This window comes from Rhodopirellula bahusiensis (genome assembly GCF_002727185.1).
Taxonomy (GTDB): Bacteria; Planctomycetota; Planctomycetia; order Pirellulales; family Pirellulaceae; genus Rhodopirellula; species Rhodopirellula bahusiensis.
Genome location: NZ_NIZW01000020.1, coordinates 55,855 through 80,624, shown reverse-complemented (window position 1 = coordinate 80,624; position 24,770 = coordinate 55,855). Strand labels below are relative to the sequence as shown.

23 protein-coding genes are annotated in these 24,770 nt (G+C 56.0%); 14 read left to right on the top strand and 9 right to left on the bottom strand.

Annotated features, from left to right (window positions below):
- Positions 1-128: 128 nt before the first annotated feature.
- From gcvT to CEE69_RS22785, 6 genes are all read left to right on the top strand, one after another.
- Positions 129-1,295, top strand: a complete 1,167-nt coding sequence (gene gcvT / locus CEE69_RS22810; RefSeq protein ID WP_099262918.1) for a glycine cleavage system aminomethyltransferase GcvT — start codon at positions 129-131, stop codon at positions 1,293-1,295.
- A gap of 104 nt (positions 1,296-1,399) precedes the next feature.
- The gene (gene gcvH, locus CEE69_RS22805) at positions 1,400-1,798 is read left to right on the top strand and encodes a glycine cleavage system protein GcvH (protein WP_099262917.1); all 399 of its coding nucleotides are present in this window, start codon (positions 1,400-1,402) and stop codon (positions 1,796-1,798) included.
- A gap of 4 nt (positions 1,799-1,802) precedes the next feature.
- Positions 1,803-3,206, top strand: coding sequence for an aminomethyl-transferring glycine dehydrogenase subunit GcvPA (gene gcvPA / locus CEE69_RS22800; protein WP_099262975.1), 1,404 nt, complete (start codon positions 1,803-1,805; stop codon positions 3,204-3,206).
- 33 nt (positions 3,207-3,239) lie between these two features.
- Positions 3,240-4,742, top strand: coding sequence for an aminomethyl-transferring glycine dehydrogenase subunit GcvPB (gcvPB, locus tag CEE69_RS22795; protein WP_099262916.1), 1,503 nt, complete (start codon positions 3,240-3,242; stop codon positions 4,740-4,742).
- Positions 4,739-5,566, top strand: coding sequence for a lipoate--protein ligase family protein (locus tag CEE69_RS22790; RefSeq protein WP_099262915.1), 828 nt, complete (start codon positions 4,739-4,741; stop codon positions 5,564-5,566). Before gcvPB ends, CEE69_RS22790 begins: the two co-directional genes overlap by 4 nt.
- Before the next feature lie 231 nt (positions 5,567-5,797).
- A complete protein-coding gene (locus CEE69_RS22785) occupies positions 5,798-6,631 on the top strand; it encodes a hypothetical protein (protein WP_099262974.1) in 834 nt (277 codons plus the stop codon).
- 33 nt (positions 6,632-6,664) lie between these two features.
- Here the strand turns inward: CEE69_RS22785 and thiD are convergent, their stop codons facing one another.
- The 3 genes from thiD to CEE69_RS33570 all read right to left on the bottom strand — a co-directional run bounded on the left by thiD (position 6,665) and on the right by CEE69_RS33570 (position 9,613).
- On the bottom strand, positions 6,665-7,453 hold the full coding sequence (thiD, locus tag CEE69_RS22780) for a bifunctional hydroxymethylpyrimidine kinase/phosphomethylpyrimidine kinase (protein ID WP_099262973.1): 789 nt from the start codon (positions 7,451-7,453) through the stop codon (positions 6,665-6,667).
- A 7-nt stretch (positions 7,454-7,460) separates the two neighbouring features.
- Positions 7,461-8,918, bottom strand: a complete 1,458-nt coding sequence (locus CEE69_RS22775) for a sigma-54-dependent transcriptional regulator (protein ID WP_099262914.1) — start codon at positions 8,916-8,918, stop codon at positions 7,461-7,463.
- 125 nt (positions 8,919-9,043) lie between these two features.
- A complete protein-coding gene (locus CEE69_RS33570) occupies positions 9,044-9,613 on the bottom strand; it encodes a carbon storage regulator (protein ID WP_099262913.1) in 570 nt (189 codons plus the stop codon).
- Positions 9,614-9,899: 286 nt separating this feature from the next.
- Here CEE69_RS33570 and CEE69_RS22765 point away from each other — a divergent pair, with 286 nt between their 5' ends.
- From CEE69_RS22765 to CEE69_RS22755, 3 genes are all read left to right on the top strand, one after another.
- The gene (locus CEE69_RS22765; protein WP_099262912.1) at positions 9,900-10,811 is read left to right on the top strand and encodes a hypothetical protein; all 912 of its coding nucleotides are present in this window, start codon (positions 9,900-9,902) and stop codon (positions 10,809-10,811) included.
- A 108-nt stretch (positions 10,812-10,919) separates the two neighbouring features.
- Positions 10,920-11,765, top strand: coding sequence for a DUF374 domain-containing protein (locus CEE69_RS22760; RefSeq protein ID WP_233215539.1), 846 nt, complete (start codon positions 10,920-10,922; stop codon positions 11,763-11,765).
- Positions 11,766-12,125: 360 nt separating this feature from the next.
- Entirely contained in the window at positions 12,126-13,415 is a 1,290-nt protein-coding gene (locus CEE69_RS22755) for a 6-phosphofructokinase (RefSeq protein ID WP_199169923.1), read from the top strand.
- A 36-nt stretch (positions 13,416-13,451) separates the two neighbouring features.
- Here CEE69_RS22755 and CEE69_RS22750 read toward each other — a convergent pair whose 3' ends face one another.
- Entirely contained in the window at positions 13,452-14,342 is an 891-nt protein-coding gene (locus CEE69_RS22750; protein ID WP_099262910.1) for an Fpg/Nei family DNA glycosylase, read from the bottom strand.
- Between the two features lie 165 nt (positions 14,343-14,507).
- Between CEE69_RS22750 and CEE69_RS22745 the strand changes: the two genes are divergently transcribed.
- Positions 14,508-15,794, top strand: a complete 1,287-nt coding sequence (locus CEE69_RS22745) for an acyltransferase family protein (RefSeq protein WP_099262909.1) — start codon at positions 14,508-14,510, stop codon at positions 15,792-15,794.
- 132 nt (positions 15,795-15,926) lie between these two features.
- On the opposite strand, the gene CEE69_RS22740 is transcribed toward CEE69_RS22745, so the two are convergent.
- Positions 15,927-17,114, bottom strand: a complete 1,188-nt coding sequence (locus tag CEE69_RS22740; RefSeq protein ID WP_099262972.1) for an aminotransferase class V-fold PLP-dependent enzyme — start codon at positions 17,112-17,114, stop codon at positions 15,927-15,929.
- Positions 17,115-17,328: 214 nt separating this feature from the next.
- On the opposite strand from CEE69_RS22740, the gene CEE69_RS22735 reads away from it, so the two are divergent.
- Positions 17,329-18,177, top strand: a complete 849-nt coding sequence (locus CEE69_RS22735) for an alpha/beta hydrolase (RefSeq protein ID WP_233215538.1) — start codon at positions 17,329-17,331, stop codon at positions 18,175-18,177.
- A gap of 133 nt (positions 18,178-18,310) precedes the next feature.
- Positions 18,311-19,840 carry a sulfatase family protein gene (locus CEE69_RS22730; RefSeq protein ID WP_233215537.1) on the top strand — a complete coding sequence of 510 codons (1,530 nt, stop codon included), beginning with the start codon at positions 18,311-18,313 and terminating at the stop codon, positions 19,838-19,840.
- Between the two features lies 1 nt (position 19,841).
- On the opposite strand, the gene CEE69_RS22725 is transcribed toward CEE69_RS22730, so the two are convergent.
- The 4 genes from CEE69_RS22725 to CEE69_RS22710 form a co-directional block, all read right to left on the bottom strand.
- A complete protein-coding gene (locus tag CEE69_RS22725) occupies positions 19,842-20,264 on the bottom strand; it encodes a TadE family protein (protein WP_099262907.1) in 423 nt (140 codons plus the stop codon).
- 50 nt (positions 20,265-20,314) lie between these two features.
- The gene (locus tag CEE69_RS22720; protein WP_099262906.1) at positions 20,315-21,406 is read right to left on the bottom strand and encodes a vWA domain-containing protein; all 1,092 of its coding nucleotides are present in this window, start codon (positions 21,404-21,406) and stop codon (positions 20,315-20,317) included.
- Between the two features lie 77 nt (positions 21,407-21,483).
- Positions 21,484-21,921 carry a TadE family protein gene (locus CEE69_RS22715; RefSeq protein ID WP_233215536.1) on the bottom strand — a complete coding sequence of 146 codons (438 nt, stop codon included), beginning with the start codon at positions 21,919-21,921 and terminating at the stop codon, positions 21,484-21,486.
- 10 nt (positions 21,922-21,931) lie between these two features.
- On the bottom strand, positions 21,932-22,423 hold the full coding sequence (locus CEE69_RS22710; RefSeq protein ID WP_233215535.1) for a hypothetical protein: 492 nt from the start codon (positions 22,421-22,423) through the stop codon (positions 21,932-21,934).
- 272 nt (positions 22,424-22,695) lie between these two features.
- Between CEE69_RS22710 and CEE69_RS22705 the strand changes: the two genes are divergently transcribed.
- Positions 22,696-23,553 (top strand): phytanoyl-CoA dioxygenase family protein, encoded by an 858-nt coding sequence (locus CEE69_RS22705; RefSeq protein ID WP_099262904.1) that lies wholly within the window; start codon positions 22,696-22,698, stop codon positions 23,551-23,553.
- A gap of 307 nt (positions 23,554-23,860) precedes the next feature.
- The gene (gene metF / locus CEE69_RS22700) at positions 23,861-24,736 is read left to right on the top strand and encodes a methylenetetrahydrofolate reductase [NAD(P)H] (protein ID WP_099262903.1); all 876 of its coding nucleotides are present in this window, start codon (positions 23,861-23,863) and stop codon (positions 24,734-24,736) included.
- The last annotated feature ends 34 nt before the right edge of the window (positions 24,737-24,770 follow it).

Below are 24,770 nucleotides of genomic sequence, written 5' to 3'. Positions count from 1 at the left end.
CCAACATTGATCTTTTTCATCCGAGTGTTTCGTCCTTGTCCAGGGTTCCTGTTGGCTGGTGTTGTGCCGGTTGGGAGAGAATCCCTTCCGATGAGGTTCGTTTTTGCCTGCGTTGTCGAGCGTTTTTTATGACAACTTCATCCACCAACGATCCTGTGGGAACTCCAGCTTCCCCGGCGGACTTTCTGCAAACACCGTTGGATGCTTGGCATCGCCAAGCCGGGGCCAAAATGGTTCCCTTCGCCGGTTACGAGATGCCGATCCAGTACGAAGGCATCGTTGCGGAGCACCAGGCCTGCCGCACCAAAGCCGCTTTGTTTGATGTTTCGCACATGGGCCGGTTGCGGTTCGACGGCGACCACGCAGCCGAATTTCTCGATCATGTTCTGACGCGTCGCGTGACCGACATGGTGCCCGGCCAAGTCCGCTATGGAATGGTCTGCAACGCGGAAGGCGGCGTCCTCGACGACGTGCTGGTTTCGTTTTTGCAGACCCCGTCGGAACGACGTTTTCACCTGTTGGTCGTCAACGCATCGAACCGGGAAAAAATCCTGAAGTGGTTCGAGCCTCACTTGGCGGATTTTCCCACTGTCACCATGTCGGATCGCACCGAGTTGACCGCGATGATCGCGATCCAAGGACCGATGGCGATCGAAGTTTGCAAGAAACTGTTCTCAGTCGATCCATCGCGACTGAAAAATTACAACGCGTTCATCACCGACCAATTTGCGAAGCCGGTCATCGTCAGCCGCACGGGATACACCGGAGAAGATGGGCTGGAATTGATCGTCCGGGCGGAAGAAGCCCAGCGGGTATGGGAGAACGTCTTGCTCGCCGGTCGTGAAGCCGGGTTTGTTCCCGCCGGTTTGGGGGCTCGCGACACGTTGCGAATGGAAGCCGGGATGCCGCTCTACGGACACGAGCTCGATGAAACAATTGACCCGATCACGGCCGGGTTGAAGTTCGGTTGCAACCTGAAAGACCGTCACTTCATCGGCGAAGATGCCTTGCGAGCCGTCGCTGAACAAGGCCGCACACGTTGCCGGATCGGTTTGCTTCCCACCGGCAAACGTCCCGCTCGGGAAGGTTGTGCTGTGCTCAGTGTGGATGGCGAAACGATCGGGCATGTCACCAGCGGCGGGCCTTCCCCCACGTTGGGCGTTCCAATCGCGATGGCAACCATTGATGCCAAGCACGCGAAAGATGCGAGCTTCCAAATTGATATTCGTGGCAAGACAACGGATGCTTTGCCGACGAAGCTGCCGTTCTACAAACGGCCACCCGCCGCGTCTTAGTAGTGCGACGCGAGCCGTCGCGACGGCGGCTCGCGATTGTTGTTCAATAAGTTTTGATTCATCCATTTCCTTTTCATTTTTCATTGATTCGTTAGGAGCCTCTGATGGCACGAGACCCTTCGACCCTGCGTTATGCCGAGACTCACGAGTGGGTCGACGTTCAAGAAGAAGGCGGCGACAAGTTCGCAACGATTGGTATCTCAGCCTTCGCCGTTGAGCAGCTCAACGACTTGGTCTATATGGACCTTCCCGAAGTCGGACGGGTTCTCGAAATCGGCGAGGAATTCGGTGAAGTCGAATCGGTCAAAGCGGTTAGCCCTCTATACAGCCCGGTGGCTGGAGAAGTCGTCGCGGTTCACTCCGACCTGCCAGACAACTTGGACAATTTGAACGATGACGCGTTCGATTTTGGATGGATTCTGAAAGTGAAATTATCAGCGGATCTGCCTGATTCGTTGATGGACTATGCCGCTTATCAAAAACAGTGTTCCGAAGCAGGTTGATCGAATGAGTTATCTCTTTCACACCGACGAAGACCGCCGAGAGATGTTGAAATCAATCGGTGCAGAAAGCATCGATGAGATCATCAACGATCAGGTGCCAGAAGCGGTCCGTATGAAACGCCCGTTGGATTTGCCACCGGCCTGCAATGAGTTGGCGTTGACTGCCGAGATGACTCGGTTGGCCGCTCGCAACGCATCGGCCGATTCGCACGTATGCTTCTTGGGTGGCGGTGCGTACGACCACTTCATCCCTGCCGCCGTCGATGAGATCGCGTCGCGGGGTGAGTACTACACGTCGTACACTCCTTATCAAGCCGAAGTCAGCCAAGGCAATTTGCAGGTGATGTTCGAGTACGAAACCTTGGTCACGCAGTTGACCGGGTTGGGCGTCAGCAACGCCAGTTTGTACGACGGCGGATCCGCAGCGACCGAAGCTGTCTTGATGGCTTTATCGATGCAACGCGGACGCAACAAGGTCATCACGACCGATGTGGTTCATCCACAGTACCGCGATATCTTGGTGGCTTACCTCAAGAACATCGACGCTGAGTTGGTGGTGGTTCCTTCGGATGAAAATGGGCACTCCAAGCCCATGATCGATGCGATCGATGACAAAACCGCTTGCGTGCTGATCCAGCATCCAAACTTCGTCGGTCAACTCGAATCAGTTTCTGAAATCGCAGCCGCGGCCAAGGAAGCTGGGGCACTGACGATTCAGGTTTTCGATCCAGTCAGCCTCGGACGTTTGAAGCGTCCCGGTGACATGGGCGTCGACATCGCGATCGCGGAAGGTCAAAGCCTGGGCAATCCGCTGGCATACGGTGGACCCTACCTTGGCATCATGGCGTGTCGCGACGAATTGGTTCGTCGACTGCCCGGCCGAATCGCGGGACAAACGACCGACCGTCGTGGCAAGCGTTGTTGGGTGCTGACGTTGCAAACTCGCGAGCAACACATTCGCCGTGAAAAGGCGACCAGCAACATCTGCAGCAACCAAACGCTGTTGGCTTTGCGAGCGACCGTTCACTTGTCGTTGCTTGGCCCCGAGGGGCTGAAAGAGACGGCGGATCACTGCATCGCGAAGACGGCTTATGCCAAAGAAGTGATTGCGAAATCGGATCGATTCGAAATCGTTGGCGAGGGGCCGTCGCTGAAAGAGTTCGTCGTGCGAGACCTCGGTTCGGACGTCGATGGTTTGCTGGCGTACGCTCGCGACAACGGCTTGCTAGCCGGGATCGACATGACGCCGATGTGCGTCGGTGGTTCCGAGTGCTCGGAGACCGCGGTCGCTTTGCCGTCGCGATACGAGCAATGTTTCCTCGTCGCGGTGACTGAAAAACGTTCGCGTGTGGAGATCGATCGCTGGGCCAAAGTGCTCTGCGAAGCTCCCGCGATGGCCACGGTTTGATTCAACGAAGTTCACTCTTTTATTCACGCAACCATGCGAAACCAACAATCGACTCAGCTTCTGTTTGAACTCAGCCGCGCTGGCCGACGTGCACACCGACTCGGTGATTTGGACGTGCCGTCGGTGAATGTGGACGACTTGTTCGCGGACGAAGCCCTCGCCGAGACTCCACCGCCACTTCCTGAGCTTGCCGAAGGCGACGTGGTCCGCCACTTCGTTGGATTGTCGACGTTGAACATGAGCGTCGACACGCACTTCTACCCCTTGGGTTCGTGCACGATGAAGTACAACCCAAAACGCAACGAACGCATCGCGTCGTTGCCTGGGTTCCTGAACGTGCACCCGCTGCAACATGAGTCGGGTCTGCAAGGACTGCTTGAACTGTTGTACGAACTGCAAGGCATGTTCGCTGAGATCAGCGGGTTGCCAGGCGTTTCGATGCAGCCTGCGGCAGGTGCCCATGGTGAGTTGGCGGCATTGTTGGTCGCGGCGGCTTACTTCCGCGACCAGGGTAGCGATCGCAGCGTGGTTTTGACGGCGGATTCAGCTCACGGCACCAATCCCGCCAGTGCTCAAATGGCCGGTTTCAAAACCAAGACGGTCAAGAGCAACGCGAATGGTTTGGTGGATCTGGAAGATCTCAAAGCCAAGCTCGATGACAAGACCGCCGTGTTCATGTTGACCAACCCAAACACTTTGGGATTGTTTGACAGCCAGATCGAAGAAATCAACCAACTGGTTCACGATGCCGGAGCGTTGATTTACTTGGACGGTGCCAACATGAATGCGATCTTGGGCATCACTCGTCCAGGTGACTTCGGTGCGGACTTGATGCACTACAACCCACACAAGACTTTCTCAGGACCTCATGGCGGTGGTGGACCTGGTGCAGGTCCGATCTGTGTTCGCGACTTCTTGGCCAAGTATCTTCCCGGTCCGATTGTGACTCGCGTTGAGAACGAAAATGCGACGGGCGAAGAAGATCGCTACACCTATCAACTGACATCGCCATCGGATGATTCCATCGGGCGTGTGCGAAGTTTCTTTGGCAACACCGGCGTGTTGGTGCGAGCCTACATCTATCTGCGGACTTACGGTGGCGACGGTTTGCGTCATGTCAGCGAAGACGCCGTGCTCGGTGCGAACTACCTGCTCAGCAAGGTCAAGCATTTCCTCGATGTGCCTCACGGCGATCGTTGCATGCATGAGTTCGTTGCATCGGCGACCCGTTTGAAGAAGGAAAAGAAGCTTTCCGCGATGGACATCGCCAAACGGATTTTGGACTACGGTTTCCACGCACCCACGGTGTACTTCCCGTTGGTGGTTGATGAAGCTGTGATGGTGGAACCAACCGAAACGGAAAGCAAGCAAACCTTGGATGCGTTTGTCGAAGCCCTTTTCCGAATCACGGAAGAAGGCGAAGAGTTGATTCACGATGCACCGCACTCGACTCGAATCAGTCGACCCGACGACGTGACCGCGGCGAGACGTCCCGTCTTGAAGTGGACCGACGCGGCGGGCGAATCGACGAAGTGAGTGAAGCTTCCTGCATCCCTGGCCGACTGATCGAGTTGTCGCAGCACGCTGGTGCGGCGAACATGGCCATGGATGAAGCGTTGCTCAACAGCGTCGCTGCGGGAGCACCACCAACCCTGCGTTTCTATGTCTGGAAACGGCCGACGTTGTCACTCGGGTACTTTCAACCTTTGGCCGAAGCGAAGGCTTGGGCGGAGCAAACGGGAGTCACGTTTGGCGATGCCGGCGAGGTGGATCTGGTCCGCCGGTCGACGGGTGGCGGAGCCATTCTGCATGACGCCGAGCTGACATTGTCTTTAACGCTGCCGATGAATGTGTCGGACACCGGGGCTCGTGAGGCGACGTATCGAAACGTGCATGAATCGATCGCGGACGAACTCAAAGCTTTGGGCGTCGATGCGAAACCGTTTCGAACGCTGGGAGTCGGGGCGGTGGAACGGGAGCGAGACAGCGCAGCGATGTCTTCACCTGCAAGCAAACGTGACGAGCCATTTTTGTGCTTTCAGCGTCGCACCGACGAAGACTTGATCGTCAGCGGATACAAGGTACTCGGCAGTGCTCAACGACGAACAAAGGGAGCGTTGTTGCAACACGGTAGTTTGCTTTGGAGCGTTTCGCGTTTCGCGGATGTCTTGCCGGGGATGCAGCAATTGGCGGGACGGCGATTGGACTTGGATGGGTTCGTTCGCGGTTTGCAGCAACGATTGCAACGGAGCTTTGGAATTGATTGGCAGTCCGGTGCACTGCTGCCCAGCGAGCAGGCGGCGGCTGATCAAATTGTTACGCAACGTTACGCCAATTCGGATTGGACCACGAAGCGGTAGCCCACATCATTGCTTGTTGAAGTTGAATCGGAGTGCGAAAAGATAGCAGTGGGTGGATCCGCTCCCACGGAGAAGGTGGCGAGCGTTACACTGCAGGCTGTCCTTACTATACGCGCTCCTCGCCGAAGGCATCTCATGGCGATTCAATTCAACTGTTCATCGTGCAACGCTGTGTTGCGAGTCAGCGACGAATCGGCCGGCAAGTCGGCTCGCTGCCCCACGTGTCAAAGCGTGCAGCCGATTCCCGGGCCATCGGCTCCTGCCGCCGCCGAAGATCCCTTTGGTGCGTTCAAGTCGGAGTTCAACGAGCCTCCTCAGGCTCCGTCAGCCAATCCTTACGCTGCACCGGTGACTTCCCATTCACACGCAAGCGTGTCCGCGGGCGGTTATCAACCAACGGCAGCTGATTTTGGTGAGGCTTTTTCGCATGCTTGGCAAGCGTTCAAACCAAACATTGGCGTCTTGGTTGGGGCAACGGTGATCTTGTTTGGGGTCTCGTTCCTGATCAACGTCATCACATCGGTGTTCAATGCCATGGGGCAGCAAAACGATCAGATGGGGCTGCTTTTGCTTGGGACTTTGGTCAGCTTGTTTGGCAGCTTTCTGAATATGTTTCTGGGAATTGGAATGGCTCGCATTTGTTTGGGGGCGGCCCGTTTTCAACCTGTGAACGTTGGCATGCTGTTTAGTGGCATGGATGTCATCCTGCCGGTTTTTGGTGCAAGCATCCTGTTCGCGATGGGGATGTTCGCTGGGCTGTTGTTGCTGATCATTCCGGGGCTCATCTTCATGTTGTTGCTGTGGCCGCACTACTACTTCATCGTGGATCGCCAATGCGGTGTGATGGAATCCTTCTCACGTGCATTTGCTGTCGGAAAACTGAATTGGCTGACGTCGATCGTCCTGGCAATCGCCGCCATGGCGATCTTTGTTGCTGGTCTGTTGGCGCTCGGAGTCGGGTTGTTGTTTGCTGCCCCATTCGTTGGTGTGATGGTTGCCACGACCTACCTGATGATGAAGGGCGAGCGTCCAGGTCAGCCCGGGATGCCACAATCGGCGTTTTAGGCCTCAGGCGAATTTGCACATGCGAACGCTGAGTCACGGGCTTTGGTTGACGAGTCCAACCGGCGAGATTCCCTTGCCCAGTTCGGGTGCGGTGTGAATCGCATTCTGGACAAACGATCTCGCGAATTTCACTGCGTCGTTTAGGCGATCGCCTTTAGCGAGGCCGGCGGTGATGGCTGCCGATAGAACGCAACCGCTACCATGGGTGCGGTTGGATTTCAGTCTGGGTGAACGAAGCAATTGGACGCCGGTGTCATCGGCCAGGCAGTCGACCGATTCTTCGTCCAGATGGGCCTTGATCAAGACCGCTCGCGGTCCCATCTCGAGCAGTCTCACAGCCGAGATCGCAAGGTCATCTTCGTTGCGAATCGATTGGCCGGCCAACCGTTCCGCTTCGAAGGCATTGGGCGTCACCAGATCAGCCAGTGGAAGCAGGCAACTGATCAAGGTATCGACCGCGTTATCGTCAATGATGGCGTGACCATGTTTACTGATCATCACAGGATCGATGACCGTGGGGCATGCCGAGGCATCAAGGCAATCTGCGACCACGCGGATCATTTCAGAGTCTCCCAATGCGCCGGTTTTTATTACGGCCAAGGGCAGATCGCTGGAGACGCTCGTCCACTGCGCCCGTACGAAATCAACAGGGACCATTTGGATGCCTTGGACACCCTGGGTGTTCTGAGCCGTGAGCAACGTCACCACACTGCTGCCATACACGCCGAGGGTATGGAACGTTTTCAGGTCGGCTTGCAGCCCCGCGCCACCGGACGGATCCGAACCAGCGATCGTGAGAGCAACTGGAGCGGCATCGTGCATTGGGATGTCAGTGGTTGGCGTATTGAAGACGCGGGTCATCGAGGCCCAAGCGTTTCATTTTTTTGTAGAGCGTTGTGCGATTGATTTCAAGCTCGTCGGCGGTCGCGGCTCGGTTCCAATTGTGGCGTCGAAGCGAGTGGAGGATGATTTCTCGCTCGGGGCCTTCGAGAGCTTCCCGCAGGCTGCACCCGTCTAGTACCGCCGGGTTGAACGACGAAGGTCCGTTCGACGCGGTCACGCCGGGGGAATTTCCGATGCTGCCGATGGAGGCGTGTTGGTTGGCCGATGTTCCCAGCACATCCGGCGGCAGGTCGTCTTTGGTGAGCACACGATCGGTGGCAAGCAAGACAGCTCGTTCGACCACGTTTTCCAATTGGCGAACGTTGCCGGGCCAAGCGTATGACTGCAAGCACTTCATCGCTTCGCGGTCAAAACCATCCACCTCGCGGCCGGCGGTTTCAGCGGCTTCGCGGAGGAAATGATCGACCAGCAACGGAATGTCTCCGGTTCGCTCTCGCAGCGAAGGTAAGACAATGTTCACGACGTTGATTCGGTAATACAAATCTTGCCGGAATGATCCATCCGCGACGGCTTGGTCTAAGTTTTCGTTCGTCGCCAGGATGACTCGTGTGTCGACACTGCGAGTCTCCATGCCGCCGAGTGGTTCGAACTGGAGTTCCTGCAAGACGCGGAGCAATTTGACTTGCATGGCGGGTGTCGCCGTCGCGATTTCATCCAGGAACAGCGTTCCGCCATCGGCCAATTCAAATTTGCCGCGTCGGTCGGTGTTGGCACCGGTGTAGGCGCCTGCGACGTGTCCAAACAATTCACTTTCGAGCAAGGTGTCCGGCAGAGCACCGCAGGCGACTTCGACGAAAGGTCCGCTTCGTCGACTGCAACGATTGTGAATCGCCCGCGCGATCATGCTTTTCCCGGTACCGTTTTCTCCGGTGATCAGGATGGATGCTTTGGCATCCGCGACACTGTCGATGACATCGAAGATTTTCATCATTCGGTAGTCATGACTGAGGATGTTTTCCAGACCGCTGCGTTGGTCGAGTTGTCGACGCAGGGTTTCGTTTTCGGCCTCGATCTTGCGCTGGTTCATCGCTCGATCGATGGCCAACAACAATTCGTCGTCGATGACCGGTTTCGTCAGCAAGTCGACTGCACCGGCGCGAACGGCTTCCACGGCGGTGTTGGGTGTGGCGTAGCCTGTCATGACCAAGACGGGAGTCTCGGAGTGGTGGTTTTTGACGTCCGTCACCAACGTCATTCCATCTTCACCACCCAATCGCAAATCGGTGATCACCAATTCGAATGCGTGCTGCTTGAGCTGTTGGCGAGCATCGTCGAGCGTACCGGCCAGATGGATTTCGAATCCTTCTTCTGCGAGCCATTCACCCAGCGAGGTTGCCAAGTGGTGGTCGTCGTCGACAAGTAGGATCGAAGCAGCGGGCATCATGGTGCGATTCCGAAGCAGGGTGTTTCGTAAGGACTACTCCTTTCCTAGGTCATGTTTGACGATGAGGCAAAAAAGAACACGTGTTGCTTTCGGGCTGCATGCGGGGCGTTCGCCCCGGCACGAACTCAGGGAGCGGTGAAGTAATTGGCCAAAGGACTGCGTTTGAGCGATCCTTCACCGGTCCGCCGACTGACTTTGCCGCTGTAAACACGCAGTTCAGGGCTGGCATCCTTTTGGGAAGCCGTATCGGTTGCATCGATCGCAGCGGTCATGCGGTTGGATGTGTTTCCAGATGGCAACATGTGGCCGACTCGGTTCGTCGATGCATTGTTTGGAGCGGATGCAATCGGAGTCGTTCGTTCAACGGCTGATGGCTGAGGGCGTTTGGCAACGGATTCGGCCGACGGACTTGGTTTCTTGGCTGCCGTAGGGCGGTAGCTGGTTTCGATCTCTTCGGTCGTTTTCAGCAGGCTTTGGGTTGCTTCATCTTCCAAGTCCAGATCAACGACCAATTGCGTGTCGTTTGATTCCGAGGCTTCCGTTTCGTTTGGTTCCAGTTCACCTCGCAGAACGCGGACGTCACGTGGAGCGGAAATGCCTATCCGAACTTGATTGTTGCGAACTTTGATGACGGTGATCTTGATGTTGTCGCCGATGACAATTTGTTCGTCGATTTTTCGTGTGAGAACCAACATGGCAGCTTCCTTTGCCCAAGAAAAGAATCGTTTGTGAGGAGCGGACCGTTGCGACCCGCGGTTGTGATGGAGGACTAATGCAACGACGGTGCCAAACAGTCTTTGAAAACTTACGAGTCTTTCGTAAGTGGTTTGTGGGCAGGTGTTTGCGTTTTTTGGGGTGTGTTGACGTTTCGGCGAAGTGCAGATTTTGCCAGTAGCTGTTACAAGCCGATGTCAAGAATTACAAACCGGTCTGGACGCCCCCCGCAGCGGTCGACTATTCCCTGTTCTAGGCACGAATTCGATGCCCAAAATGAATTGGATGGGTCCCGCGATGCTTTCTCTTTCCACCCGAAATTATCAAATGCCGAGTCACATTCGGCCTAGGTTGCCGCTTGCGCCGAGACAAACGGCATTTGCCAGCGGTCTGGTTCTGAGCGTGGCCGCGTTCTTGATGCTGCTGGTAGGCGGTTCTTCCATCGCCCAAGAATTTCGCCTGGCAAACCATCTGGGTGGAAAGACAGCCAAGGCAAACACGCCTGACTTCACGCTGACAACCAAAATCTATTTCGCGGGCGAGCGAAAACCCAACTCGGTCCACAAGAACATCTTTGCTGAAGGCGTGATCTACAGTGTTTCGGAATCGGATCCTCGGTTTCTGACCGTGTTTGATTTGAATCAGTCCATGATTGTGTTGCTGGACCAGCAAACGAAAACGCGTTGCTCAGTTTCAATGGACGAGTTGACTCGATTGACTGCCCGCGCGGACGCGGCGGTCACGGACCCCACACGACGTGATCGATTGGGGATGAACGCGAGGGTGAACTCGTTGGGGAACCTCCGCTACGAGATGACATACCCTGGCGTGCGGTATGAGGTGGAGGGAGTGGTTCCTCCGTCGCCCGCGATGGCAATTGCCAACGCTCAGTTGGTTGATTGGGCATGTCGTCTCAACATTGTCCGACCTCGAGGATTGCCGCCGTTTGGCCGAATGCGGCTGAATGATGAATTGTGGAAGCAGTCACTGATCGGCGTGAAAACGAAATTGTCAATTGACCGGAATGGAGCCGAGGGCGAACCGGTCATGAAAGCAAACCTGAACATAGAATCGGCTTGGTCCGAAGGGATCGACGATGACGCTCAGCGTCAAATCGATCGAGCCATGGGTTACCGAGTCGTTTACAAACAAGTGAACTGGAACAAGTTCGCTGACTGAGTCGCCAGCGTTGTGATCGCTTTGGCAATGTTTGCCGCTGAAGGAAAATCCTTCGGTGGTGGTGTTACCATTGGTTGTCCCGCCTCGTTGTTTTTTCCTTTTACCTCGATGAAAGTCCCACGTCTCGTGAATCCAGTGATCGGAGCAGGCATCGCTGTGACGTTCAAGTTGTTTCGACTCACGTTTCAAATACGTGTTCGCAACGACCAGCGCGAACGTTTGGTGCAGCGGACGGGCAAGCAGTACGCGCTCGCAATTTTGCATGCTCATCAGTTGGCTGCGTTGTCGTTGTCCGCGCCCAAAGTGGGAGCGATGGTTTCTCGTTCACGCGATGGCGATTTGTTGATGCCGTTGCTTCGAGGCAATGGCTGTGTGCCCATTCGTGGCAGCAGTGGTTCGGGAGAAAAAGGTGGCGCAACAGCCCTGAGCAAAATGATTCGCCACGTGAAGGATGGCAATCCAAGTGTGATCGCCGTGGATGGGCCTCGTGGGCCTCGCGGCGTTGCTCAAAAGGGGATCGCGATGGTGGCGATCAAAGCCGACGTCCCAATCGTTCCCGTCGTGCTCATACCGCGTCGACGTTGGATCCTGCCAAAGGCGTGGGACCGAATGCAAATCCTGCTTCCGTTCACATTGGTGGATGCGTTGTTCGGCGACCCAATCTTTCCGACTCCCGGACAAACGGTCGATGACCTGAGGCAAAAGGTGGCTGAATCTTTGCGAGAGATGGAACATCGCATGGATCCGAAAGAGGCGGAACTCTGCGACCGCTTGTGCCGCGAAAAAGCTGGGAAACGGCGCGCTCGGTCCGGACAAAAGTCAGTCTCTGTCAATCGACGAGCTGATGAGACATCTGGATCACTCGAAGGAACCAGCAATCCTGAGTCCCGTACTCAGCCGGGATGTGATTCCGACAATCGATTTCAGGCCGAAGTCCATCGAGAAGCAGCCTAGTCTGTTCCGATATCGCGGCCCATTGATGGCAGATGTGAATGCCGGATGATCAAAGCCTTGTAGTTGGCTTTTGTTCACCGTTCCTGAATTCCCGGCGTTCTCGTCGATCCAACCTGCGATCGGCGACATTTTCGCGTGAGAACTGGCGGTTCTCACCTCTCACGAGTCTTCAAACCACCGGATTCAGCCGATCGATGACCGGCCGGCGTTACAACTGATTCCGTCCTCTTAGTTCGCTCGGTTCCTGTCGCCTCGCCGATTGGCAGGCGTCTTGGCGAAACGGGGCGGATGCTTAGAATCTGGGCTCTCGATCGCAACGCGATTGTCTTTGGAAATTCCTCTTCACCAGGCAGTGTCATCGTGGCTGAGCTCGCTCATCACAATTTGGATATCAAACGCGTCGCGATCTTGTTCGCCGGCGGACCCGCTCCCGCCGCCAACGCGGTCATCAGCACCGCAGCGTTTTCGTTCCTGGAAGAAGGTGCTCAGGTCTTCGGCATCAAACACGGGTACAGCCGTTTGGCGGAGTACACCGCTGCCGGACCGTTGCAAGAAGGTGCCGACTACATTCGGTTCACACACGATTCGCTGACCCATGCTCGCAGCAGCCGTGGCATCATGATCGGAACCGCTCGGACCAACCCGGGCAAACACGTCAGCAGTCCCGAGCATTTGAAAGATCCGGAGTTGGTCGCTCCGCTTCGCCGAGTCTACGAAGGTCTGTGCTCGCTGGAAGTCGACGCGTTGATCTCGATCGGCGGTGATGACACGCTGAAGACCGCCAACAAACTCAAGATGTTCCAAGACAACCTGCCCGGAGACGCGCGTCGTTTCCCAGTGGTTCACTTGCCCAAGACGATCGACAACGATTACTCAGGCATTGATTTCACGTTCGGCTTCTTCACCGCCGTGGAAACTTTGGCCGAAGAGATTCGTAACTTGAACTACGACGCTGCCGCGGGCCGTGCGTATTTCCTGTGCGAAGCCATGGGCCGCAGCGCCGGTTGGTTGGCGTACGGTGCCGCGATTGCCGGCGAAGCCAGCATGGTGCTCAGCGTCGAAGACATCACCGGCGCACTGGCTGACGAAGAAGTCGTCAATCAAGACACCGGTGAAACTCGCAAGATCATGGCGATGGAACGAGTGATCGATCGCATGGTCGACATGATGATGGCTCGCGAACGGGAAGGTCGCCAATACGGCACGATCGTGATCGCCGAAGGCATGGCCGAGTACTTGCCATCAAAGTATCTCGAAGGAGTCACCCGCGACGACCATGGTCACATCAACATCTCGTTGGTGAACCTCTCCGCGGTCATGTCTCGATTGCTGGCCGCTCGCTACAACGAGCGAACCGGCCGGACTCGCAAGGTGAACGGCTTGCAAATGGGATACGAATCTCGTTGTGCACCGCCACACGCTTACGATGTCATGTTGGGATCGCAACTGGGCGTGGGTGCTTACCGAGCTTTGGTGGAAGAGAAACTCAATGGTGTGATGGTTTCGGTTTCGGGCCAATTCGATTTGCACTTCGTGCCATTCGAAGAGCTGGTCGATCCGCAAACTTTGGTCACCAAAGTTCGATTCATCGAGCAAAGCTCTGACTTCCATCGTCTGGCACGGTTCCTAGAAACCTGCGTCGACAACTGATTGTTGTGTGGCGGGAGGATTCTCGCCTTTCTGCTATCAACTACAAACGCTGGGATGCCGACCGCTTTTGCGTTGACATCCCGGGCAAAAGAACGTTGCCCGCTGAGCTTGGACGATTCGTCGGATCACGCCATCCTCGCATCGCGGGCATGCCAGGTGTTCACGATCATAAACCCGGTGCATGTTTTGGTAGTTGCCTGGATTGTTCAACGCGTTGCGATAAGTCCCGTCGCTCAGTGTGCTGCCTTCGTGGTTGATGGCATCTTGTAGCACCAACGTGATCGCCGGGTGAATGCGTTCCCACTGCGGTTTGGTCAGCCGATCGCAACGTGTTCGAGGATCGACGCCGGCCAGAAATAGGATTTCCGCCGCGTACAAGTTACCAATCCCTGCGACGGCCGATTGATCCAGCAATGCCACTTTGATCGGGCGTTTGGAGGTCGCCAGATTCTGACGAAGTTCTGCGATAGTGACGCACATTGCATCCGGTCCCAGCCGCGAATCGACTTTTTCGCGGTAGTCACTATCGTCCATCCAGCGAATGGTTCCCAATCCGCGACGGTCCCAAACCAGCAGTTCAGTAGGGGATTCCGTGGGCGGATTCTCCGGCGATTCGTGCGGAGGTCGAAACTGAATTCGAAGTCGCAGGTGGTCTGGGTCCGGCGGATCGGCGAGCAACACCAGCCCCGTCATGCGGGGCTCGATCACAAGCCTCGATTGATCATCCAAGCACAGCATCACCCGCTTGCCACGTCGCTGAATCGCCACGATGAGTCGGCCACGTAGGCGGCGGTTGATGATGCTGACCGAGGGTTCGATCGTCATCGGTCGGCAATGGCAGGGCGGCAGTTCAACCCGCTCGATTTCGCGGCCGATGATTGGTGAGATGCCGCGGCACATCGTTTCGACTTCCGGCAACTCCGGCATCAGGATTCCAGTTGTAAGTGATCAGTGATCTCGATTTGTTTACAGACAAGGGCTCGTTCGGGTTCGGTCGCAATTATTTGCGGCTCCGTTTCACACCGGTTTCACGAGTGAGTTTTAAGTTGACTCGTCTGGCGTTGAAGATCGCTCATTCGTTATTGAAAAGGTATGCACGCGACTCACCTTCGACTGAATCAAGCGGATTCTGCCGAATCGGCTCCCCAGAATAACAACCTGCTCGGCCTGGATGCCGTGCGGGCGTGGGCTGCCGTTGGAGTTGTGATGTTGCACGCGTGCGTGCCCTACTCCGATCCCGATGTTCCTGGCCTGACCTGGGCGACAACCGACACACCTCACATGGGTCTGACGGCGCTGATGTGGGCGATCGAGATTGTCATCATGCCAATATTCTTGGTGATGGCTGGGTTTCTGGCGTTTCGAAGCATGTCCTCGCGAGGACCGCTGGCGACTTTGAAATCCAGAACTCGACGATTGGGTTGGCCATTTCTTTTAGCAGTCATTTTCTTGATCCCGGTCGACCTCTACGCGTGGTTGTTGGGTTGGTTGGCGGATGGCGTGATCACGCCTCGCCAGATGCGAGCATTGAAATTTGCCGAGGGACAGGATGAGCATCTTTGGGGATTGTCTCATCTCTGGTTCCTGCAGTACTTGATCCTCTACATCGCCGTTCTCGCAGGTGCTTGGAAGTGGTTGCAACGAATCGATCCGGCACGTGCCTTTCGGGTCGGCATGCCGCTAACCATGTTGGCTGCGGTGTTGGTGTTGTGCATTCATCCTGAAGTCGTGTGGGGATTCCAACACGCCTTTTTGCCGGTCCCTTCAAAGTGGTTGTACAGCGGTTGCGCCTTCGCGATGGGAGTGCTGATCGCACATGCGGATTCCAACCTGGTTTGGCTGAGGCAGATTGCAGGAAGAACTTGCGGTCCCAGTGTCATGCTTTGCGTTGCAACGACGGTCTTGGGCATTTGGGTGCTTCGGCAGACATCGTCCAGTGACGTCAACCAAGCGTCAGCGTTTCCGGTTGTGGTCAGTCCAATCACTTGGACGTCGCTCGCGTTGCTCACCGTCGCCAGTGCCACGGGTGTATCGCTGACACTGATTGGAATGGCGTGCAGGTTGGTGAAGAAGATTGATCCGATCACGCAACGATTGGCGACCGCATCCTTTGCGATCTACTTGTTGCATCATCCCATTTTGGTGCTGTTCCATGTCGCAGCCAAGCATGGCCTGCCCACGGTTTCGCCGGTGTTCAAAATGGCCCTTGGAACCACGGTGGCGGTATGGATTCCTGTGGGGATGCACTTCGTTCTTCGTGGCGTGATGGCTCGACGGGCTTCGAAGAATACCTCGCAAAGCGGTCAAGAGACCCCGTCTATTTTGCCGATGCCAATGGCCTCGGAGACATTGCCGTCGGAGCGGCGTTTGGCTGGCTAGTCGGTCTTAAGCACGTGAGCGGGAGTCCTTGGGCTTGATCACGTAGCGGCGTCTCTCCGAGACGCTGTCATTTGCGAGTTTCAGAGAGACTCGCCTACGTGAGGTTCTACCCAATCATTCCTGTCGACCTGCTTACGACAAGCCGGCAACCGCGTCTGCGAGACGTTCGTATTGTTCCAGTTTGTTGTAGGCCTGCGCTGAAATTCTCAAGCAGACGTTCGTCGCATCGAAGCGGAACACAGGAAGTTCAAAGCGATGCTCGTCCCGCAGTGATGTCCGGATGGCTTGAATTTGATCCGGCGAGTGATTCGCCCAAGACGGAATCGGAACCGTCGCGAGACTTCCTAGCATCGACTCCGGTGCGGGTTCCGAAAGGTTGAATCTCTCCAAAATGATGCGCCGCCCCGCGACGGCCAGTTGATGGTTGTGCCGCATCAGTCCGGCCAGTCGATTGGAATCTTCCGTTGGATGCAAACTCGCCAGAAAGTCGATTGCGGTTGGGAGAGCCAGCAGAGGCGACGGGTCGAAGGTTCCGGGCCAATTGAATTGGCTTTGGAATTTGCTCGGGCCGTAACCTTCCGTGTTCGCGCCATGGCTGATGATGGACGGTAGCACGTCGTCTTGGCAGTCTTGGTCGACATACAGAAAACCAGACACCTTTGGTCCGCACCACCATTTGTGATGATTCGCGGTGTAGTAGTCGGGCTGCAATTCGCTGAGGTTCAGGGGCAGCATTCCAGGTGCGTGAGCCCCGTCGACCATCACGCGAATGTTTTTGGAGTGCGCCAGTTCAATCAACTCGGCAATCGGCAGGACGATCCCTGTGGGGCTGGTCACATGGTCGATCAGCATCCACTTGGTCTTGGGCGTGATGCTCTGCTCGATCGCCTGCACCACTTCATCGGGATCGCGAATGGGGAACGGAATCGTTGCGGTGACCACCGACGCACCCGCTGCATCAGCGGCTTGCGCGACTGCGTTGATGCAGGCGTTGTAACCGTGGTTGGTCACCAAGATTTCGTCGCCCGGTTGCAGTGGCCACGAACGCACGACGGCGTTGACTCCTTCGGTGGCATTGCGAACAAACGCGATGTCTGGAGGTGACGCATGGATCTCATCGGCAACGGTTTGACGAACGAAATTTAATTTGGGTAGCAGTGACCGTTCCGGTGCCAGGAACTCGATGGGATCCTCTTCTAAGAGAGTCTGCCAATGCCGTTGGTCTTCGATCACGCAACGCGGTGTCGCTCCAAAGGAGCCGTGATTGAGGAAATTCAGGTCACTGCGGATCAGCCATGGTTCATGTCTGGTGTCGTTCAACGAAGGACCTGTTGGTTTAAAAGGATTAGTGTCAGGCGGGATGTCAAAGAGTGTCGCGATGAGTTGGCGTCGCGGCACCAGTGGAGCTCGCAAAGCGGCTATGATGAGTCGTCCAGCTGTGCCGACGCATGGCCTTGGGCCACCATCATCAACCGGGAACACAATGATGAGAAGCATTCACCGTCCATGGTTGCTCATTGTCACGTGTTTGTTGATGGCGCAGAAGACCGGCTATGCCGAGGAAGCGAATTCGGTGGTGGCGCATCGCGACCTGGTTTTTGCGGAGATCGAAGGCGAGGAAGATCGCCAGATTCAGTTGGACTTGTTTGTTCCGGCCATGTCACAGCCTCCGCCTCTTGTGGTGTGGATTCATGGCGGTGGATGGCGAAATGGATCGCGGCGGAACCCGAAGCTGATGGAAGTGACTGAAAAAGGATATGCACTGGCCAGTCTGAGTTACCGCTTCTCAAAAGAGGCAATCTTCCCGGCTCAGGTTCACGATTGCAAAGCGGCGATTCGTTGGTTGCGAGCCAATGCGGAACGGTATGGCTACAACGCGGACTGGATCGCGGTGGCGGGCAGCTCCGCTGGAGGTCACCTAGCTCTGTTGTTAGGAACGTCAGGCGACATTGCTGAATTGGAAAGCGAGATCGGTGGCAACCTTGATCAATCTTCTCGTGTGCAGGCCGTGATCGACTACTACGGCCCATCCGATTTCGTCTTGCGAGGGAAGACTCAACCCGAGCGAGCGTACACGGATCAGTCCGGCAGCTACGCGTTGCTGGGCGGCAAAGACGGGAAGGTTCCAGAATCCATGGAACGATTGGCCAGCCCGGCAGCCTATGTGTCTTCCGATGACCCGCCGCTATTGATCTTTCACGGAACAGCGGACAAGACGGTTCTGTTGGATCAAAGCGAACGGATGGTTGAATTGTACGAGCCACTTGGTCTGGACGTGGAATTGATCCAGCACGAGGGTGCAGGCCACGGCGGCAAGCAATTCTTCTCAGGAGATTCCCTGCAGCGAGCGATCGAGTTTTTGAACGCTCATCGACCTGGTTGAACCAAGAAAACTGGTGAGTGAGAGCCTATGATGGGCAACTGTTTTCGCTGTCTGCGTCGGCGAAATCGGATGACGGTTCCGCGGTGGATCGGCATCGAAGGCGGACGCTGTGGACTCATTCGGGGATTCGAGCATGGCATTGAGGTCGAGTGAATGGTTGTGTGGCGTCGTGACTCTGGTTTGCGTCATGGGGACGAGCCCAGTTGTTTTTGGCGATGAGGCCAAGCGTCCCAATGTTATCCTGGTGATGGCGGATGATCTGGGATACGCGCAGACGGGGTACTTTGAACATCCGTTGCTGAAGACGCCTGAGCTCGATCGATTGGCATCCGGTGGATTGCGTCTGGATCGGTTTTATGCGGCCTCAGCAGTTTGTTCGCCGACACGAGCGAGTGTGTTGACGGGGCGGTCACCCGAGCGAACCGGCGTGCCTTCGCATGGTCATGCTTTGCGACATCAAGAGCGATCAATCGCGACTGCGATTCGGAAGGCGGGCTATGTCACCGGGCATTTTGGCAAGTGGCATCTCAACGGCCTTCGCGGTCCGGGAGTTCCGGTTTTGGGCGAGGATCGATTCCATCCCGGGCGGTTTGGGTTCGATGTTTGGTTGTCGGTCACCAATTTCTTTGATCGTGATCCGTTGATGAGTCGGCGTGGAAAGTTTGAAGCCTTCGAAGGCGACTCGTCCGAAGTGATCGTGGAAGAAGCGTTGGATTTCGCGTCACGATCGGCACGGTCTCAACAACCGTTCTTCGCGGTGGTTTGGTATGGCACCCCGCACAGTCCGTTTGTGGCATCTGATGACGACATGCAGGCGTTGGTCGACGCGGGCGGGGACGCGGATGAAAAGGCAAAGTTGCAGAAGATCGTCGATGGAATGGATGACGAATCCCGCAATCACTATGGCGAATTGGTGGCCATGGATCGAAGTCTGGGAACTCTGAGAGCAGGGTTGGAGCGATTGCGAGTGCTGGACAACACGCTGATCTGGTTCTGCAGTGACAATGGTGGTTTGTCAGGCATCGAACCATCGACGACGGCTCCGTTGCGAGGACACAAGTCGCAGCTTTACGAGGGTGGGCTGCGCGTGCCTTGTGTGTTGCACTGGCCCGATCAGATTCAGGCGGGTCGCATCAGTCGGGTTCCAGCTTGTGCGACTGACATCGCGCCGACGCTGGTGGATTTGCTGGACTTGCCGGATGACTCTCTAATCAAGCCGGTCGACGGAATCAGCTTGCTGCCTCTGATTCAAGGCGTGGGTGAGGCTGTGGTGTCGCTTCGCGAAAAACCGATCGGGTTTCGTTTTCGCGGCAATTCGGCGGTGGTCGACAACCGGTGGAAGTTGATTCGCGAAACGCGAAAGCAGAAGGGGAAATCGGTGACGAGCGAACAGTTGTATCAACTGGACGAAGATGTCAGCGAAAGCAAAGACGTGACCGGAGACTACCCGGAAATTGCAACGCGTTTGAGCGAGTGGTTGGCCGAATGGAATGACTCCGTCGATGACAGCGTGTCGGGATTGGATTATCCCGAAGGCAGCGTGAATCCAGACCACGCTGAACCGAAGTTTTGGGCCGACGATTCGCGTTACGAAGTGTTTCTGGACGAGTGGCGTGAGCGACCGGAGTATCAATCGTTCTTGAAGACTCGGTTGGGAAAGTGAACTAACGGCCTTCGCGACGCATCGTCAATTCTCGTTGCATCTCCTCACCCAAGAAGTATTGGGCGGGGACGTAGGTGTTGCGATCCAACGGCACAGTCACGCGAACGGTAATGTCTTCCGTTGCATCGGTGATGTTCGCTGGTTCGACATCGAGCGTGAATTCATCGATTCCGATGGTGCCAAGGATGCGTGTCGCTTCGGCTCGGATTTCGGCGTTGGTTCCACCGGGAATGATCCCGACGCGGGCGCCTTCGTAGACAGCGTTGTCGACGGTGTGGCGAACCATCGCCACTCGCATGAATTCAAAACCTGCGAAGAAGAACAGGAACAGCAACGGGACGACGATGGCGAATTCGACCGCAACTGCACCTTGCCGAGAATTCGGTTTGGAGAGGCGATGGTGAGAACGTGTTGGCGATTGCATGGGTATTCGTCGGCAAGGAAGTGGTTTGGGAGTTCGGGAGGTCAGCGGTTCTATTCCGTCAGAACCGTTCCGAGTGTCAGGGCAATCTCTCGGTAGATCTCTCGTAGTTGATCGCCATTGGTGGCGTGGAAGTGACGTCCGCCGCCAATTCGTGCCACATCTTGCATCCGGCCAAAGTCGGCTCCGGCACCAAAGGTGATGGTGTGAATCGTGACGCCGTCCGCTGCGAGATCAGTGGCAACGACTCGTGGTTCAATGCCACGATTGTGTCGGCCATCGGTCATCACAATCATCGTGCGTTCGACAAATTCGGGTGGTCGACCACGCAGTGCAATCGCTTGGCCAGCTTGCATGCCACGGGAAATACTGGTGAAGCCGCCGGTTCGCAGGCCGTCCATCGCGTTTGTGATCTCGGCGAAGTTTTCGGTCAGCTGTACGTCTTCGCTGGCACGGTCGTTGTACGACGCCAGCCCGATTTGTTCATCCACCGGTGTGGTCGCGAGCAAGTCGGTGAAGATCTGAATGGCGCCTCGCAAATCATTGAAACGACTGCCGCTCATCGAGCCGCTGCGGTCAACCACCAGCGTGATGTCTCGTTCGACATAGGTTGCCGTAGCGAATGCTTCGGGTTCGAAGATCGATGTTCCTGTGATGTTTCCGAAGAACAATGGGACTGGCCCAGACAAAGATCCAGTGGTGCGTTGACCGTTGACTCGGACGCCGTTGAATGGGGCTTGCCCGGAGGTGAACGCGTACTTGCCATCGGCTTGACGTTCGGATCGCCCAAACTGAAAGTCGCGATCAGCCAGCAGAAGAGGTTGTCCGTTGACCAAATTGGCTTGAGCGATTTGTTGGCCACGTCGAACGGCTTCGTTGCGATCCAGTGTGTCGGCCAAAGTCGTTGCGGCCGCATTGGCTGCCGCATCGGTCGAGGATCGCAGTTCGGTTCGCGACAAGTGCATCTGAGCGATATCGATCGAGAATGCGACGACGATCAGGAACAAGAACATCATGATCGCGATGAGCACCAGCATCGCCCCGTGACGTTGCGGTGCACGTCGAGCTTGACGGAGATCGACGGCGACGCAACGATCGCGAAGTTGACTGGACAGCGTCGACTTGGAAGTGGAGGCGGGAAGCATGATGCAGTTCCGGACGAGTCGGTTGAAAGTGGGGCGAGTCAGGCGTGCGGCGGAAGTTCAAAAGGCGGCAGACGATCTCACTGTTTCAGCATCACCGTGTTGACGGTGAGCTGACGGTCGGTGAGGAATCGACCCAACAGAGGACTGTTTCTCGCACTCGAAGCGGTCACCGATGTCATGACCTCAGCAGCGCGATCGGCGTCCAGTGATTCGCCATTGGGGTACGTGATTCGGTAGCCGACGATGCCGCGAGAATCGAGGATCGATCGAGCTCGTGCCGCGGCATCAGCATTGCTTCGTCCATCACGAATCGCTTCGCGTGTGGATTCATATGCTGCCACGTTGAGTGACTGTTTTAAGAAGATCATGCTGGATGCTTCGATGGAACCAAAGACCAGCAGGATCAAGACTGGCAAGCAAACGGCAAATTCAACCGTAGCCACACCGGAGCGACGACGGCTTGGGCGTCGAATGGGAACATGTTCGTTCCCTCGTTTGGAGTTGGGTAAAGGCATCGGTTTGAAATCAGGCGTTGGTGGTGGATGAGCTGTTTTCGCTGCCGGCGGCGTCCGCTTCGGAGTCTGTCAGCAAACCGGTTCGTTGAGCCATGCTGTTGAACGAGTCGGCGACGTCTTTCCAAAAGTCATTGGTGCGGAATTTCAGGGGAGTGACCGGTCGGCCTTCGGCGGCGTTGAGGATCTCCGTTCGCAATCGCATGATTGGGCCGGCGAATCGATTGGTTAGCTTCAGCGTGTCCAGAACGAATGCTGGAATCAGTGCGAGCGAGATCAAGAAGAACGGTAGGAAACGTCGAACGCAGTCTTCGAGTGATTGTTGCCAGCTCAGGTCGGGTTGCTCGAAGAGTCGCAGCCAAAGCAGCAATGCGATGGAGTTGCACACAAACAAGACGATCCAGTGGAAGGCAATCTTTCGAACGACGCCGTACTGAACTGTGCGGTCAACGACCGTCGTGGATCGGTCCTTCCGTGATGGTTGTGTGCTGGCTGCGATGGACATGATGCAAACCGTTTGAACGTTTTGGGTGCTGACAGAGGGAAAGAGTTGTCGCAACCGCCATGATGGCAACGGTTGCATCCAACCCTAGTTCGCATGGTTCGACTGGCGACGCCAACCTGACGGGTGGCATCCGAGCAAACGAGAAAGTCGATGGACAAAGCCGGTTGTAACGATCGTGAGGGCGCGCCCCGGCAAGCTGGTTGGGTTGAATCGGGAGAGGGACTGGCTGACAATGAACAAATCCCCACGCACCTTCACCGAGTCCAATTCCCATGAACGACAACGGCTCCTCCTCCGACTCTCAATTCGCGATCATCCCCGATCGTGAGTCGATCGAAACGGTTCAACGTGATATCCGTTTTTTTCCCACTGAAAACACGTCGCCTCAGTTGCTGAGCCCCGATCAAATCGAGGCTTGGAACCGAGATGGGTACCTCGGGCCGCTCGATGTCCTCGATGCAAACGAGTCCGCTTCTCTGCGTGAGTACTTTGATGCGTTGCTGGCAGAGACGATGGCGGCGGGAAAAGACAGCTACTCGATCAGCAGCGCTCACTTGAAACACGCACGCGTTTGGGATTTGTTACAGCACCCAAAATTGGTCAGCTACGTTTCAGACTTGTTGGGTGAAAACGTGATCGGTTGGGGATCTCATTTCTTCTGCAAAATGCCCGGGGACGGCAAGCGTGTCGATTGGCATCAGGACGCCAGCTATTGGCCGCTGACTCCAACAAAAGCGGTGACCGTTTGGTTGGCGATCGACGACGCCGATTTGGACAACGGTGGAATGGAAGTCTTCACCGGTTCTCACGAACATGGGCTGATTGACTTTGACATGACCGATTCCGATTCAGGCAACGTCCTGGACCAAGTCGTCAGTGAACCGGAGAAGTATGGGGCGCACCGCTTAACGCCTGTCCATGCTGGCCAGGTGTCGATTCACAGTGACCTGTTGGTTCACGGATCGGCGTCCAACCAGAGTGATCGCAGACGTTGCGGTCTGACGCTTCGATATTGTCCAGCGGACGTGACCGCGTATCTGGGTTGGGAAAAGAAGGGAGTGATCGTTTCGGGCACCGCCGCGGCGGACAAGTGGCCGGGAGCTCAACGCCCTGAATCGTTTGTTTCTTGAGTCATCTCGTTGACGCAGTGATCGTGATTCAAGCCGAATGGATCCTGGTCGTGTGGAGTTAGTTGATTGATCGTTCGAGCCTGTCAGTGGCGTTTGATAGGGAAACGTGAAGAAAAAACGGTAAAGTTCGCCCGCTTCGGTTCGTTCCTGACAGGACTCTCGGTTCCGTAGAACGGGCCGGTGTTTATACTGTCGCGGTTCCTGTGCGATTGGACGTTGGCGGGCCGAGTGTCTTTGGCCGACCAATCTCTCGCAGTGTTTCGAGCGATTCTGCAATTGATGCGGTCTCGCGGCTTTTTCTTCTTTTGTGATTTGTTCGATGACTCTGGCTTCTGTCTATCAGTCCACCGATTGTGCGATTTCGTTTGAGCTTTTCCCGCCCAAGACCTCCGAGGGTGTGGATCTGCTTTGCAAAAACGTCGAGCGGTTGATGCAGTTCAGCCCGAAGTACTTCACATGCACTTATGGCGCAGGTGGTTCGAGCCGCGGGACGACGCTGGAAGTCCTGCAAAAGGTCAAGCAAATCACAAAGTTGCCCGTTGCATCACACCTGACATGCGTTGGTTCGACGGTAGAAGAACTGGAGGGTTACCTCACCGAGGCCGGCCAGACCGGAGTCGATTACATCGTTGCGTTGCGTGGAGATCCACCCAAAGGCACAACGCAGTTTGAGGTGACGGACGGTGGTCTGAAATACGCGAATGAATTGGTGGAATTGATTCGAGGTCGATTCAGCGATCTGGGGATCGCGGTCGCTGGATATCCCGAAACGCACCAGGAGGCGGTGGACTTTGAGACCGATCTGACCAATTTGAAACGGAAGGTCGACGCGGGCGCCGACATCGTCATCACGCAGTTGTTCTACGACAACGACGATTTCTATCGGTTCCGGGACGCCTGCCAAAAGGTCGGAATTGAAGTACCGATCGTTCCGGGCATTCTGCCGGTCACCAATTTCAAGCAGGCGAAACGAATCGCTTCGATGTGCAAGGCAGCGATTCCACAATCACTGGAATCGGCGATGTCGGAATCGGAAGACACTCAGCATCAATTCCGCGTTGGCGTCGAGCACGCTCGCCAGCAAACAATTGATCTGGTGAACAATGGTGTCCCCGGGATCCATTATTACGTTCTGAACAAAAGCGAAGCCGCCGCTGATCTGCTGGACGGGCTTCAACTGTAGGTTGGTTGACCTAGGCGAAGCTTGAATCTTTTTT